At 63.7% G+C, this 13,209-nt stretch carries 12 protein-coding genes and 1 pseudogene; 7 read left to right on the top strand and 6 right to left on the bottom strand.

Going from position 1 to position 13,209, the window contains the following annotated elements:
• Positions 1–164: 164 nt before the first annotated feature.
• Positions 165–1,067, bottom strand: a complete 903-nt coding sequence (locus POL67_RS52305) for a GIY-YIG nuclease family protein (protein WP_271930636.1) — start codon at positions 1,065–1,067, stop codon at positions 165–167.
• 350 nt (positions 1,068–1,417) lie between these two features.
• Between POL67_RS52305 and POL67_RS54445 the strand changes: the two are divergent.
• From POL67_RS54445 to POL67_RS54045, 5 genes and pseudogenes are all read left to right on the top strand, one after another.
• Positions 1,418–1,858: pseudogene (locus POL67_RS54445) on the top strand (DEAD/DEAH box helicase family protein); the annotation flags it as partial.
• A gap of 30 nt (positions 1,859–1,888) precedes the next feature.
• Positions 1,889–3,931: a helicase C-terminal domain-containing protein gene (locus POL67_RS52295; RefSeq protein WP_271930631.1), complete on the top strand. Its 2,043-nt coding sequence runs from the start codon at positions 1,889–1,891 to the stop codon at positions 3,929–3,931.
• Between the two features lie 231 nt (positions 3,932–4,162).
• Entirely contained in the window at positions 4,163–4,678 is a 516-nt protein-coding gene (locus POL67_RS52290) for a hypothetical protein (protein ID WP_271930629.1), read from the top strand.
• Between the two features lie 142 nt (positions 4,679–4,820).
• Positions 4,821–5,267, top strand: a complete 447-nt coding sequence (locus POL67_RS52285) for a hypothetical protein (RefSeq protein ID WP_271930626.1) — start codon at positions 4,821–4,823, stop codon at positions 5,265–5,267.
• Positions 5,268–5,453: 186 nt separating this feature from the next.
• Positions 5,454–7,082 (top strand): SNIPE associated domain-containing protein, encoded by a 1,629-nt coding sequence (locus POL67_RS54045; protein ID WP_271930624.1) that lies wholly within the window; start codon positions 5,454–5,456, stop codon positions 7,080–7,082.
• Positions 7,083–7,244: 162 nt separating this feature from the next.
• Here POL67_RS54045 and POL67_RS52275 read toward each other — a convergent pair whose 3' ends face one another.
• Positions 7,245–7,619, bottom strand: a complete 375-nt coding sequence (locus tag POL67_RS52275; protein ID WP_271930622.1) for a hypothetical protein — start codon at positions 7,617–7,619, stop codon at positions 7,245–7,247.
• 538 nt (positions 7,620–8,157) lie between these two features.
• Here POL67_RS52275 and POL67_RS52270 point away from each other — a divergent pair.
• Positions 8,158–8,859, top strand: a complete 702-nt coding sequence (locus POL67_RS52270) for a hypothetical protein (protein ID WP_271930620.1) — start codon at positions 8,158–8,160, stop codon at positions 8,857–8,859.
• On the opposite strand, the gene POL67_RS52265 is transcribed toward POL67_RS52270, so the two are convergent.
• The 3 genes from POL67_RS52265 to POL67_RS52255 all read right to left on the bottom strand — a co-directional run bounded on the left by POL67_RS52265 (position 8,828) and on the right by POL67_RS52255 (position 11,106).
• Complete coding sequence (locus POL67_RS52265) at positions 8,828–9,784, bottom strand: hypothetical protein (RefSeq protein WP_271930617.1); 957 nt, start codon at positions 9,782–9,784, stop codon at positions 8,828–8,830. The two genes, POL67_RS52270 and POL67_RS52265, sit on opposite strands and share 32 nt — an antisense overlap.
• Positions 9,785–10,042: 258 nt before the next feature.
• Positions 10,043–10,726 carry an ImmA/IrrE family metallo-endopeptidase gene (locus POL67_RS52260; RefSeq protein WP_271930615.1) on the bottom strand — a complete coding sequence of 228 codons (684 nt, stop codon included), beginning with the start codon at positions 10,724–10,726 and terminating at the stop codon, positions 10,043–10,045.
• Positions 10,723–11,106: a helix-turn-helix domain-containing protein gene (locus POL67_RS52255; protein WP_271930613.1), complete on the bottom strand. Its 384-nt coding sequence runs from the start codon at positions 11,104–11,106 to the stop codon at positions 10,723–10,725. Before POL67_RS52255 ends, POL67_RS52260 begins: the two co-directional genes overlap by 4 nt.
• Positions 11,107–11,371: 265 nt before the next feature.
• Between POL67_RS52255 and POL67_RS52250 the strand changes: the two genes are divergently transcribed.
• Positions 11,372–12,025 carry a hypothetical protein gene (locus POL67_RS52250; protein ID WP_271930611.1) on the top strand — a complete coding sequence of 218 codons (654 nt, stop codon included), beginning with the start codon at positions 11,372–11,374 and terminating at the stop codon, positions 12,023–12,025.
• A 17-nt stretch (positions 12,026–12,042) separates the two neighbouring features.
• Here the strand turns inward: POL67_RS52250 and POL67_RS52245 are convergent, their stop codons facing one another.
• A complete protein-coding gene (locus tag POL67_RS52245) occupies positions 12,043–13,059 on the bottom strand; it encodes a restriction endonuclease (protein WP_271930608.1) in 1,017 nt (338 codons plus the stop codon).
• Positions 13,060–13,209: the final 150 nt, after the last annotated feature.

The raw sequence follows: 13,209 nt of genomic DNA, 5'->3' as shown, positions 1-13,209 counted from the left end.
GCCAATGGATTAAGAGTCCGGGTCTGGACTTAGGTACAAGTGCCCAGAAATGCTTGCTTTTTGTCGGTGCTCGGGGCGGCCAGGGCGGGACACCGTGGGACATGCGTGGACACGGGGGACCAGGTGACCGGCTTGGCGTCCGCGAGGCTGGGGGCGAGAGCGCTTCAGTTCCGGTTATAGCCGGCCGTGCGCGTGCAGAGCCGCTCCTTCCAGCGCACTTCCAGCCGATCGAGAAGAACCTTGGCAGACGCGCCCCTGGGCACGACCTCGAGGATCGACAACGTGGTGCTCTCTGGTCGCAACTCCCCGGCGGTGAACGCGGGGTCGATCGCGACGTTCCCCGTGTGCTGCTCGGCGTACGCCTTCCAGCGGCCCCAGAAGCCGGTCTCGCCGCCGGCCTGCCCGACATAGAGGCGGGCGCGAGCTCGGTCGGTCAGCAGGTAGATGCCCCCCACGGCCGAGAGCCTGTCGCGCCACGAGGGGTTCGCCTCTTCGTGACGGATCAAGAACGCAAGCTTCGCGAGCGACACGTCGACCTCGCGGTAGTCGGGGCAGGGCCCGAGGCTGTTCGGATCCCTGAGCTCGACGACTGGTTTGTCCAAGGCCCACTGGTGCCACGACAACGCGCCGGGGCCCCAGTCCACCACCACGCGCATCTCCAGCGCGGCGAAGCGGGGATCCCGGACGAGGTCGTAGTAATACCGCACCACGTCGGGTTCATCGCGACGCGCGGCCTCGTACATCCCGCGCAGTGCAGCAGGCACGGTCAAGGGATCGAGCACGGTTGCCTTCCTCGATCCTCGCACCTGGTACGCGCCGATGAAGAGCGCGCGACGGCCGGGCAGTCCGAGGAACGAGAAGATCCCGTCGCAGGCGCCAAAGATGTCCTTGCCCTGCTCCGCCTGGTAGAACTCCAGCGCCTCGCGATCGAGGTGGAAGAGCTCGACGAGATCGGGGACACCGGGACGGTTGTCGAGGTGGCGGACGGCCTTCCACTTGTCGATGCCCTCGAGCGTGGGGCACACGCGTGCGACGAGTTCGGCGAAGCTGAAGAGGGGCTCGGGCATGCGCGTCGAGAGGCGGGCGACGTACGAGCGTAGCACTGCTTGCCCGCAGCACGGTCGCCGTGAGACCGCATCGAACGACGGGACAAGAGCGTGGCTTGCAAGGCGCGCCGCTGCGCCTTGGGCCCGTTCTTTTAGCTCCGGGCTCACGCAGAGCTTCGCAGCAGGCGCACGCTCGTCTGGCTGCACTTGCCACTGGCGGCAAGGGCGGGCCATAAGCTCATGCGGGGTGTGGACGGACAAGCGGCCTGAGTTTTTCGGAATCCGCAGGCCCTCCCGGACGCGATCTTCTAAGAACCGCCCTAGTACCTCAGGTAGTGCGGTAGTAAGACCGAGCCCCGACGGAGCGACGCATGATCGACTTCAAGAAGTACGGCAGCGGAGGCGGCAAGGGGCCTCTCGATCCGACCGATCTCCTGAAGCTTTTCGAGTCGCTCGATCGCAAGACGTCGCACACAGAGCTTCGGAAGGCGCAGATCGAGTCGCTCCAAGCCCTCACGGCAAGTCGCGCCCGTCGTGACCACGTGATGAAGGTGAGCACCGGCGCCGGCAAGACGACTGTCGGCCTCTTGTACCTGCGGTCGCACGCGCTCGAGAAGAAGGAGGCGGTGGTCTACCTCTGCCCGAATGCCCAGCTCGTAGGCCAAGTCCTCGCAGAGGCGGCGAGCATCGGTCTGAAGGCCGTGCCGTACGCGGGTGGCGAGCGACACCCGGATGCGTCCGGCACCTCTGGCGAAGCGATCATCGTCTGCACGTACAAGAAGCTCTTCACCGCGAACACCACGTTCGACCGCGCCGATGTTCGTCTCTCGCCGTGCGCGTTCGTGCTCGACGACGCCCATGCGGGCATCGAAGAAGTACGCGACGCCTTCACGATTCGGCTGCCCTTCAAGTCGGACCTCGCCCAGCGCATCCGCAAGCTCCTCGAAGGACCGTTGCGTGCGTGGATGCCTGGCATCTGGACCGGAGTGGTCCGGGAGGATCTCGCTGCGCTGCTGGAGGTGCCGTACTGGATCTGGCGACCGCTCGTCCCCGATGTCCGCGAACTTCTCGCCGACCACGCGAAGGACGACCAGCTCAAGTTCGTCTGGGGTCATCTGCGCGATCGGCTGGAGTTTTGCCGGTGCATCGTCGGGGGTGAAGGGATCGAGATCACGCCGGACGTCCCTCCGGTGGAGGCCGTTCGTGCTTTCGAGGAAGCGAAGCACCGGCTGTTCATGTCGGCGACGCTTGCCGATGACTCCGCTCTTGTCCGAGAACTCGGATGCGCGGAGGACGCGGCGGCGGCTCCCGTCGAGCCGGTCTCCGATGCTGGCGTCGGCGAGCGCATGGTTCTCGTTCCCACGCTCATCGACAAGACGCTCACGCGAGAGTGGCTGATGACCTGGTGCGCGAATATGGCCACCAAGGCCAAGCGCGCCGTAGTCGTGCTCTGCCCGTCGAAGGCGATGGCGAACGAGTGGGCAAAGCACGGAGCCAAGGCGGTTGCCGGTGAAGACGTAGACCAAACGGTCATCGGTCTCCGCGATGGAACGATCAAGATGGCGGCCTTCGCGAACCGCTACGACGGCGTCGATCTCCCCGACGACGCCTGCCGCGTTCTCGTCATCGACGGGATGCCCTTCGGCGAGAGCATGACGACTCGGCACGATGCAACGATCCCAGGCAGGCCGAGCGCGTCGCAGAACCGACTGGTTCATCGGATCGAGCAGGGGATGGGCCGTGCGGTTCGTTCTCACGTGGACTACGCGGTCGTAGTGCTCGCAGGCCCCGATCTGGCGAGCTTCATGTCGCGTGGGGAGGTGCTTACGCTCTTCAACCCGGCCACACGAGCCCAGCTCGATCTCGCTCGTCGACTCGCGGACATCAGCCTCGCGGAGACGGCCTCTGGAGGTCCGGAGGTTGCGTTTACCAACCTAGCTCTCGCGTGCATCAAGCGTGACCAGTCGTGGAAGGACTTTTACGACGCCGAAGTGCGCCAGGTCGCGAAGGGCAAGAGGCCGATCAACAAGGAGTTGATCAAGCTCGCGGCCATGGAGCGCACGGCTGCGAAACTTGCTCTTCATGATCCGCAAGGCGCGTGCGATCTAATCTGCCAGAATACCCGGCCGCCTCTCGTCAACGACGACCGTGCGCTCGGCTGGTACTTGCAGCTTGCCGCCAGCTACCAGTTCTCAGCAAACGAAGCGAAGGCTCTGAAGTTGCAGGCTGGAGCTCACGCCAAGAACCACCGTGTGTTCGCACCGCCGAGAGGGACGGCCGTGCGCCCGGCCGATCCTGGCCGCGTCGAGGTGCCAGCCGCGATCCTCCGGTGGTACGCGGGTTTCGAGAATCCGAACGGGGCCGTTGCTGCGGTGCAGGCCCTACGGGCGCGGCTCTCCTTCGGAGCGTCGTACGTGACGTTTGAGCGAGCCGTCGCGGAACTTGCGGAGGTCGTGGGTGCCGCAGGGAGTCAGCCCGAGAGCGACTTCGGGGAAGGCCCTGACGATCTCTGGCTGTGGCCCGACGTCAGCCTCGTGATCGAGTGCAAGAACGAGGAGGCGGGCACGACCCTGCCGAAGAAGCATTCGGGTCAGCTCCACGACAGCCTCAAGTGGTTCAAGGACTCCTACCCAACACGAACGCCGACTCCGGTGATCGTCGCCCGAGCTTCGACGGGTCACGAGAAGGCCCACTTCCCGCACGGGACACGAGTGATCACGCCGAAGAAGCTCGAAGAGTTCGTCGACGCCGTGGAGAAATTCGTCGCGGCGCTCGCGAAGAGGCCCCCCGCGCAGTGGAAGCCGAACGAGGTGGCGCAACTCGCTGCCCAAACGGGCGTCGCATCCGAGAACTTCGTGGGCAAGTACACCGTCGCGCTGGAGTAGAGGCTGGGCAAGCTCAGAGCGTGTTCCGTCGTCGCGGGGCTGAGCGGGTACCGTCTGCCGGATGCGAATGCGAACCGCGCAAACGCCGGACGGTCATGTCTCACTTGGGCTGCCGGACATGCAGCGCACCTGGTCCTATTTCCTGCCGGCTTTCTTCGAGCGCGCTCCTCGTCCATCGTCGACGTGGCACGAGCGGCCGAGCCGCTCGTACGGGAGGCACGCCGACTCGACATGGCGGTGGTGGCGGGCGTCGATGCCTGCGGGCCGAGCTGGGAGCGAAAGACCGAGCTTGGCGTCGTCATCCGTCGCGGAGCCTTGCCTTTCTTCATCGTGGCCTGGTCGCCGGAGCAGAGAGCCCCGATCGTCTGGCAGCAACGTTCGACGACAAGCCGGAACTGGAGCCTCGCTCCATCCGACGCAAACGCTGAAGCTCGCGAGCTTCGCCTGCGTAGGCACCGCATCGGCCTTGCTCTCTGCGGCGAAGCCTTCAGCGATGCCGTGAGGGACGGTCTCGTGACCTCAAGGCCGGACCTCGCCGTTCTTCCAGCCCACACGGCTGCCGGTCTCCGCCACTGGCGAGCACTCACGTATCTGCGCGACGCTGGCGTGCCCGCCCTGAGGGCAGCACACGCCAAAAACGGCGCGCAGAACGTGCTCTGGTCGGGCCGGGGGACGGTGGCCCCTAGGGCCGTGCAGACCGTGCAATGCGATGACCTCTGGTTGGAGGCCCGCATCTTCGATGTGTAGACGCTGCTTGTTACGCCGCGCTGCCCGCGCCCTCATGTTCGGGCTGCTCGCGCTTAGCCCGATCGCCTGAGCGAGGCGGACAGCTCGCGGGGGTCGATATTGTCGCCGCCGGCATCGTGTCTCGGTAGGCTCGAGGCCGGCGATGGGGCGCAAGTTCTACTTCTGGACGATCGTAGTACCGCTCATCGTTCTCGGGTGGATCGGCTGGGGCGCGTACCGCGACATCACCGAGGAGAGCAACAAGGAGGCTCGTACACGCCAGCATCGCGACCGCGCTGTACTGGACGAACTGGCGAGACTCGACGCCGCGGTTAAGGCCCACCCTCCCAAGACGCTCGCCGAGGCCACCCAGATTGTCGGCAGCAACGGCTGGTGCGGTCGGTTCAAAGCGTTCAATGAGCTCCCCACGGCCACCTGGAGCTTCCGCTCCGACATCCCGGAGGGCGACACGCGCGTGTGGCCAAGGGGGAGCGAGCAAGTGTGGGGCGAGGCTGTCCGGGCAAGCGTCGAATCGTGCGACAGCACCGCGAAGATCCGATCGTTGAGCGTAGCGCCGCCGGAGAGCGTCCGACTCCCAGGGGCTCCGTGAGAGCGGCTTGCATGGCGCGCGGTTAGCAGCAGGGGCACGCCCGTCTGGACTGCATGCGTGACACGTCGGAGGGCGGCCACGAGGTCATGCGGGCTGTGGACGGCGGAGAACACGTTCGTCGTACAAGCCCCTGAGCGGTCCGTTATGCTGCTAGTGCGGCCCAAAGTCGGCCGCGGAGGGGAGCCCGTGGAGATTCTTCTCGTTGTCCTCCTGCTCGGCGCGCTCGCGGCCGTAGCGTTCTTCGCGTCGAAGGCGAAGAAGGCTGACGACGCTCTTCGACAAGCGAACCAGGCGAAGGCCGGTCTCGACAAGCAGATCGCAAGCCTGCAGAAGCACGTGAAGCGCCTGAGCCGCTACGAGACGGTAATCGAAGCGGAAGAAGCGGCGGCTTCCATTCGCGCGAAGGCAGAGACGTGGGCAGTGGAGGCACGAGCGCAAGCCGAAGTGGCGGCGACGCAGATGAAGACCGAAGCTCGGCGCGAGGCGGATCGTCTCGTCGCAGAAGCAAAGACGACCAACGCGCAGGCACGTGCGTCAGCCCAAGCAGCCGCGTCTCAGGCGTCGGCCGATGCTGCCCGTACCATCGCTGAGGCGAACCGGCGCGCAGAGGAGATCGCTGCTGGCGCCCTCGAAGCCATGCGCGACTCGAAGCGCCTCGAGCAGACCGTGCAGGCGATGAAGAACGTCATCGAGGGGTACGGCGACCGCTACGTGATGCCCACTGCTGGACTACTCGATGATCTCGCCGAGGAGTTCGGGTTCGCGGAGGCCGGGCAGCGTCTCAAGGCGGCCCGCGAGAAGGTCCGCAACATGATCAAGCAGGGCACGGCCGCGACCTGCGACTACGTGGAGGCGAACCGGCGCACGACCGCCATCGAGTTCGTGCTCGACGCCTTCAACGGCAAGACCGACGCGATCCTCGCCGACGTGAGGCACGACAACCACGGCACCCTGCAGCAGAAAATCCGCGACGTGTTCACGCTCGTGAACCACAACGGCCGCGCGTTCCGCGACGCCCGGATCCTGCCCGAGTACTTGGAGGCGCGGCTCGAGGAGCTGCGCTGGGCCGTCGTCGCGCAGGAGCTGAAGCTCAAGGAGCGTGAAGAGCAGAGGCTCATCAAGGAGCGAATCCGCGAGGAGGAGCGAGCGCAGCGCGAGTTCGAGAAGGCGTTGAAGGAGGCCGAGAAGGAGCAAGAGACGATCCGGAAGGCGATGGATAAGGCGCGGCGTGACGTCGACAAGGCGAGCGCGGAAGAACGCGCGAAGTACGAGGAGAAGCTGCGCGAGCTGTCCGAGAAACTTCGCCTCGCCGAGGAGAAGAACAAGCGGGCGCTGTCGATGGCGCAGCAGACGAAGAGCGGGTACGTCTACGTGATCTCGAACATCGGCTCGTTCGGGGAAAACGTCTACAAGATCGGCATGACCCGACGTCTCGAGCCGCTCGATCGTGTCCGTGAGCTCGGCGATGCGAGCGTGCCGTTCGAGTTCGACGTGCATGCGTTGATCCCGAGCGAGGATGCACCTGCCCTCGAGCACGCGCTCCACGAGCGGTTTGTCCGGAGCCAGGTGAACAAGGTGAACCCGCGGAAGGAGTTCTTCCGCGTGGCGTTACACGACATCCGCCAGGAGCTCGAGCAGATGAAGGTGGACGGGACGTGGACGATCGCGGCGGAGGCGCGGGAGTTCCGCGAGACGCAGGCGATCGAGCGGGCGATGGCGGAGAAGCGGTTCGATGAGAAGGCGTGGCTCGAGATGCAGGCGAAGGCGGAAGCAGCCTCGGTAGGCGAACGGGAGCTCGTCGAGGCCACGGCGTAGCTGCTGCCGCCCCGACCGCGTGGACATAGGGGAGTTCGCCGAAGGCGTCGCGCTCCGCCCGCCGCGAGGAGGAGCCGGGCTCGGGGCGTTGCGAGGCCGCGCCCGAAGGCCGAAGCGCGGGAGAGATTCGTGCGTGGACGCACCACGAAGAGCCACGCGCCTTCAGGCTTTGACCATTTCCTGCGCCCACCCGGCTGCTTTCTGCCGCTTCGCCGCACCGGATAGCTCCATCTCCTGCCCGAGCAGCTCCGCCTTGTGCACGATTCTCACGAGCGCTACGAGCTGCGGTGACAACACCGCCTCCAGCCCCTTTTCTAGTACCGCCAGGGTGCGGTTCCCCCAGCGCTTGCCGAACTTCCCGTTTAGTGCATCGACCACTCTATCGAGCTGCACCTCGAGCGGGTCGGGGATGAGGGCAGCGTTCTTTTCCGAGCCTGCTCCGCTCTTGAGGTAGTAGTAGGCCCCAGCCGCGAGCCCGGTGGCCACCAGACCCAGTCCCACCTTCGCCTCGGTGCTCAGATCCTTCTTTCGAGCCATATCCACCTCTTGAGAATGCGTGCTGCTATTCGATCGCTTGGGACGCTGCGTTGATGCCTGTCGTCCCGTTGTCCCACGAGCTTTCGTTTGCTGGCCTTTGCTCATATTTGTTTTCCTCTTCAACAACTTGGCAATAATTACGGACCTGCATTGGCTCGGCGGTAGCAAGGACGGTCAGTGATACCGCGGGGTACCTTCTCCCGCCGAGCGGCCGTCCCGAACTCCCGGTTCAGCCCCATGCGCAGCTCGTGCTAAGATGCCGCGCGGCGTCGTACGCCGGGATGCGCCTGTTCGCCACCGCGCCTCCCCGTCTGAAGTGGCTGAGCGCACACGCACGGTCTGACGCTTCCAACAGGCATGCACAAGATGGCATGACGCTCGAATTCTGAACCTCGTGGGGCTTGAGCTACATGCGTACAACGCTACGCAGGCGTATGCGAATAGGACATTGTTTGACACAACCCTCCATGGCCCCAGGCAGAAAGTTTTACCAGCAGGAGCGTGAGGTGGTACGACCGAGCTGAGAGCGAGGAGGCGTATGCTGAAAACCGAATGGATGATGTACCAGCCGCTCGCCGACTTCTTCGGCAACCGCGGCATGGTCGTTCTCCGAGAGGTGACTACCCACGAAGGCAGGGTCGACCTCGTGGCCGCCCATGTCGACTGGGTGGCTGCTCGCCGCCGACAAAAGATGGGACTTGTCCGCGGATTGACGAGCATGACACTCCTTCGCGCCTGGGAGGTCTTACCGCTGGGCGAACCAATAACGATTGACGACTGGGCGGACAAACTGGCGATCTCGACGCGGACGGTTCGCGAACTCGCCCGCGAACTCGACGCGCTCGGCTTTGTCGTCAAGGACTCGAATACATACATACGAAGCGCCGTCCTCCAATCGCTCATAACAGAATTGGCCTGTTGCGAAGCAAAACTTCAAGACTGGAAACGCGGCCTTCGTCAAGCGTACGGCCACAGATTCTACGCAGACCGGACCTACCTAGCGCTGGCTAATCGCATACCCCAGACCGTAGATCGAGTGCTTCTTGAGAGCCGGCAGATTGGTCTCATCTCTGTCGTGGACGACGACGTGAGGATCGAACTGGCTGCGCAGCCGCGCCAACCCAACACGACCCTCACGCGCCGCTTCCTTGAGGAGCGCTTCTGGGAACACGGCATAGAACCTTTACTTCGAGCGCGTGGCGCATGCGCTAACCCTCAAGCCCTTCGCGCCACAGCGTAGGTGTTGGATTACCCAAGACGCGGATCTCCTTTTCCTCCGCGCTACTAAGCAGTGCCTCGGTCTGATCCGCCCACTGCGTTAGCAAAGCAATCCTATCCTTTGCAGCGGCAAGCTCGCGACACTCCTGCGAACGCACGTGGATGTAGTGCTCTCGAATCTCGTTCACGTTCTCCGGAACGCCACCGTGGCAGGCAGGACATCTGCAGGGGTCAAAAAGACCGGATCGGATCGCTTCCTGCGCCTGCGCGTGAGTCATACGGCAGAACCTTTTCGGGATGTAGTAATTGTGCGGGATGCCCCCGATGTCCTTCTCGCGTTCGAGGTATTCCTTCTTCAGTGTGGACAAGTAGTTCGCGCCTGAAACAAAGTCTGTCACCCCGTAAGGTTCCAGGAAGTACACCCACGATGGTGCGTGGCTATATATGATGCGACGCACGCCGTTGCTTCGCAGGAACCGCAAGAATCGAAATACAGCTTTGTCGAGCTCTGGGTTCGCGCCCAGCTCGAAGTCAAAGAGCATCAGGTAGATCGCTGCAGGGCGCCGTTCCCTCACGGACGCTTCAATCGCCTGTAATGCCCGCGGAGTGCGGAGACACTCGACGGCGAGACAGAGCGACTGCACTACCGGGCGATCGAGCTTGAGCTCGAAGAACTCTGACAACCAATACTCTCCAACCGAGAACGACGTGACCGTTTCCTCGTCGCCGACATCGCCTTCGCCAACGAAGAGCGACGGCGTCAGAAAGGAAGTCACGTTGAACTGGCGCTGGAGCGCTGCGACCAAGTCAACAATTGTTTTCCCGTTTGCGAGTAACTGCTTATACGGAACACGATTTGTACCAAGCTCCCTGGTCAAGAAGTGCGGCACGCGCTGGTACGATTTAGACATTTCGCGAAAGTTTTTTCGCTCTATCTTGTGGGTCATCGGATCAAGGAACACCTCACAGTCGTGAGGCACAGTACGACGCAGCTCCTCATAGCTTTTTCGAGCCAATGGCCACACGTGAGCGTCAACCATGATCCCATCCAGTCGGGCTCCATGTCGGAGTGCTGACGAGACTAAGGTACAGTCGGCGTTGTAGGGCCTGATGAGCATCCGCATTGTACGCACCTTACGACGAGCATTAGTGAACTCGTTACGCGCATCCGCAGATTAGCGGACGCGTAAGCCAAAAAAAAGCTGTCACCAGAGTGTAAGCTGACGTTTGGCCTTCAAGTCTCCCAGAATTCCCAAGTGACTAAGGCGCCATCGTGCGGCCTCAGTGGACACGTTGAAGAACTGCGCGACATGCGCGATGACGCTGCTTATCTCGGGGACGTTGTCGCCAGACGCACGTTGAGCCTCTATAAGCACATAACTTCTAGGCATTAGAATGGAGCAACTCGCGTAACCCGCCTGGAATTCAGTCCAGTTGTCCTCGGGCGCACCGATAATGGTGTCTTCGTGGCACGATCCGCCACTTTCCTCCTGCCCAGTCCGTACACGGGCGCGAGCCCAGCGAAGTTCCCATGCATAACGGTGGTAGACGGCGTGGAACCACTCGTGAGCAATGGTCGTTCTCATGCGATTGCGTCTCTGCTCGTTGGAACTAAGCGACTCACTTATCTTTACCAGTGGGCGCTGGCCAGGGCGGAACTCCGTTTCGCCTTCTACCGAGCGTGGCAACGTAGCGTAGAGGTCGACGTCTGCATATTCTTCGACCAGAACTTGCAGTGAGTCATCGTCGAGCGGCGGCGTGAACTCCTTACCGAATTTACGGTAGTAAACGTCGGCGAGAAGCCGCTCGCACTCTCGGTCCAGCTCAGAGAGATTCTCGAAGTACAACCGCTTCGGAAACGCCCCTGTGTGGCACGAGATCCACCTCATCGCGTACGCCTCTCGATCTCGAGCAGAAGTGAATCCCAATCTTTGAAGCCGCTCTCCCGCGCTTTACGAAAAAGTTTCCCTATCGTTTGACCCTGCTCAGGCATCTCGACCAGGTATTCTGTTACCTCCGGCGGTTCTCTTCCTGCCATGGCCAGGAGCACCTGCACATCCAAGCCCAATACCTCTGCCATCTGTTTGAGGATGCAGTCATCCGGCGGATTCCTACGTCCGTGCTCAATGTCGTTGAGATATTGTGGGGATAGCGACGACCCATCCTCTTTCTGTAAGCGTTCGCCGAACTGCCGCAGGCTCATGCCCCGCTTCTGCCGGGACTCGCGGAGAAGGGCGCCGAGCTTGGGGGTTGCGTCTGTCTTACTCACTGTCCGCAGATTAGCAGACGCGCTCGACGGTCGTCAAGGTCGAACTTGTTGTGCTCTGCCGTACACGTCACGCTCGCGCACGGTACCTTCTAGCAGTGTTCGTCCAGAGCCACCGCCAGAGTGGGACTGGCTTTCGTGCTCCCAGGTCGTGGTGCTGCTGGGACGCGCGAGGAGGGCAAACGCTTGGCAGGGGTAAGGCTAGACCGCGCCCCGTTGAACGAACGGTGCCCTCGACAATGGCTACGCTCTCGGCGAACCTGACACCATGGGGCGTCGCAGAACCGGCAACTGGTCTGGGGCCAGGAACGGCAAAGGACGCAACGCGAGCGGGGCCGGGGCCCTCGGATGCCTGCTCGTCGCTGCTCTCGGGTTCGGGGGCTGTTTGCGTTGTCTCGGGCTCGGCAAGAGCGATGAGCGGGCTCGGCAGGAGTCATTCGCTACCGCCGAGAACACGCGGCGTGAGGCCGAGCGCCGCCGCGAAGGAGATCGGGCCGAGCGCGAACGGAACGCGAAAGCGGCCGAGGAGAAGGGCCTCGCCGAGCAACGGGCCTCCTACGCTGCCATGACGCCGGTCCTGCGCGAAAAGACGCTGCGCGATGCGTGCGCAGGGACCGCGTGTGACGCGCAGACCACGAAGCTCGTCGTGGAGGCCGCGGCGAACCCGCAGGAGCGCACGAAGCTCGAGCACGAGCTCAAGACCCTCGAGGCTGCCGCGGTAGCACGAGAACGCGCCAGGGAGGCGCAGGCACGGGCGAAGGCGGCACAACAACAGGCTCAGAAGCGGGCAAAGGCGGTGCAGGTGCCCAGGGAGGAACCCCCGGGCCGGGTTTGCTGCTGCGATGGCACCGTCTCGCCGACCTGTACCACCGTGCATCGTGGGTGCTGCTCCCATCACGGCGGCGTTTGCGCCTGCAACTGACGAGCGGCTGGTGGACTCTACCGGTCTGGCTCGGGCTCGGCCTCCATGGAGACGAGCTTCGGCAGGTGATGGATGAAGAGCCGGAGCAGCTCCCGCCGGAGGACGACTCGCACTGGGAGGCCGAGCTCCTTCTGGAGCTCCGTGCGCGCTGTCTCGAAGCCCGGCGTGACGCGCTCCGACGTCGAAAGGATCACCCCTGACGTGATCCCCTCGTACGACTGGCACGCCTTCTTGATCTGCTGGAGCGGTCGCGTCCAGTCGGTGTCCCACGACCACATCTTGATTTGCACAGCGACCCGGTGGGGCACCCCGAGAGGATCGCGATACGTGCAGATCGCGTCGGCGCCGTTCTCGTTCTTGCCCCCCGTGTGCTCGACGTTTCCCTCGCCGTAGAGCGTTTCGAGGAGCCGCACGCAGGGGGCCTCGAACTCAGCCCCCTGGAAGTGGAACTTGAACCGCTCCCAGCCGGCGACCTCGAGCTCCCCAAGGAGCGCTACAAGCCGGTCCCCTTCATCGTCGCCACCCCGACCGGTGGGCTCCTCAAGACCTTTCAGGATCTGCTCGACGTGCTCCCCGAGGTGGTCGATGTTCCAGAGGCGCGACAAGTTGCGCATCGTCTGCCGCAGCCCGGCCGCGACCCCCTTCGCCTGGAAGCCGACGGGGCGCTCCTCCGAGAGCAGCTCGACGGGCAGGATGTGCCCGTAGTCCTTCGGCGCCTTGGGGATCTGGAAGCGGTACGGACCCACCACGCGCACGATTGACCAGTGCCGGTCATTGGGGAGGTGCGCGACGAGGATAACGTCGCCCTTCTGGATGCTGTCGGGCTCGGCTCCGAGCATCCGGCGGTTCCCACGCCAAGCGGCCTGCTGCTCGTCGGTGATGCCCGCGTCCTTCCTCTTGCGGGCGGCGATCGTTTCGAGGTTCTGGTCCTCGCGGTAGCCCCAGCCCTGGCGGAGGCGGCCCGCCTTCAGCTCGTTCCAGAGGAAGTCCTTTGCTCCCCGGTGATCGACCCGCATGACCCAGTAGCGCGGCATCTCGCCAACGTACTGCGCCTGCCGCCCTGCCAGGAAGGGCCGCGCGCCAGAGCTTCCGCCTCTGCCGCCTGTGATTCATGTGCCCGCTGTTCTGCCGGAGCGTCGGGTTGTAACCTGCGGTCTTCCGCACTTTTTGGGTCGCGACATCGT

The sequence above is a fragment of the Polyangium mundeleinium genome (genome assembly GCF_028369105.1).
Taxonomy (GTDB): domain Bacteria; phylum Myxococcota_A; class Polyangia; order Polyangiales; family Polyangiaceae; genus Polyangium; species Polyangium mundeleinium.
Note: the sequence above shows the minus strand (reverse complement) of the source record. Positions and strands in the feature narration are given on the sequence as shown.

Excerpts from the sequence above, each read along its gene's own strand:
- POL67_RS52250 (WP_271930611.1), top strand. The coding sequence starts at position 11,372 with ATGGGGCGTCGCAGAACCGGCAACTGGTCTGGGGCCAGGAACGGCAAA.
- POL67_RS52285 (WP_271930626.1), top strand. The coding sequence starts at position 4,821 with ATGGGGCGCAAGTTCTACTTCTGGACGATCGTAGTACCGCTCATCGTT.
- POL67_RS52290 (WP_271930629.1), top strand. The coding sequence starts at position 4,163 with ATGGCGGTGGTGGCGGGCGTCGATGCCTGCGGGCCGAGCTGGGAGCGA.
- POL67_RS52260 (WP_271930615.1), bottom strand. The coding sequence starts at position 10,726 with ATGAGGTGGATCTCGTGCCACACAGGGGCGTTTCCGAAGCGGTTGTAC.
- POL67_RS52245 (WP_271930608.1), bottom strand. The coding sequence starts at position 13,059 with ATGCCGCGCTACTGGGTCATGCGGGTCGATCACCGGGGAGCAAAGGAC.
- POL67_RS52275 (WP_271930622.1), bottom strand. The coding sequence starts at position 7,619 with ATGGCTCGAAAGAAGGATCTGAGCACCGAGGCGAAGGTGGGACTGGGT.
- POL67_RS52270 (WP_271930620.1), top strand. The coding sequence starts at position 8,158 with ATGCTGAAAACCGAATGGATGATGTACCAGCCGCTCGCCGACTTCTTC.
- POL67_RS52265 (WP_271930617.1), bottom strand. The coding sequence starts at position 9,784 with ATGACCCACAAGATAGAGCGAAAAAACTTTCGCGAAATGTCTAAATCG.
- POL67_RS52305 (WP_271930636.1), bottom strand. The coding sequence starts at position 1,067 with ATGCCCGAGCCCCTCTTCAGCTTCGCCGAACTCGTCGCACGCGTGTGC.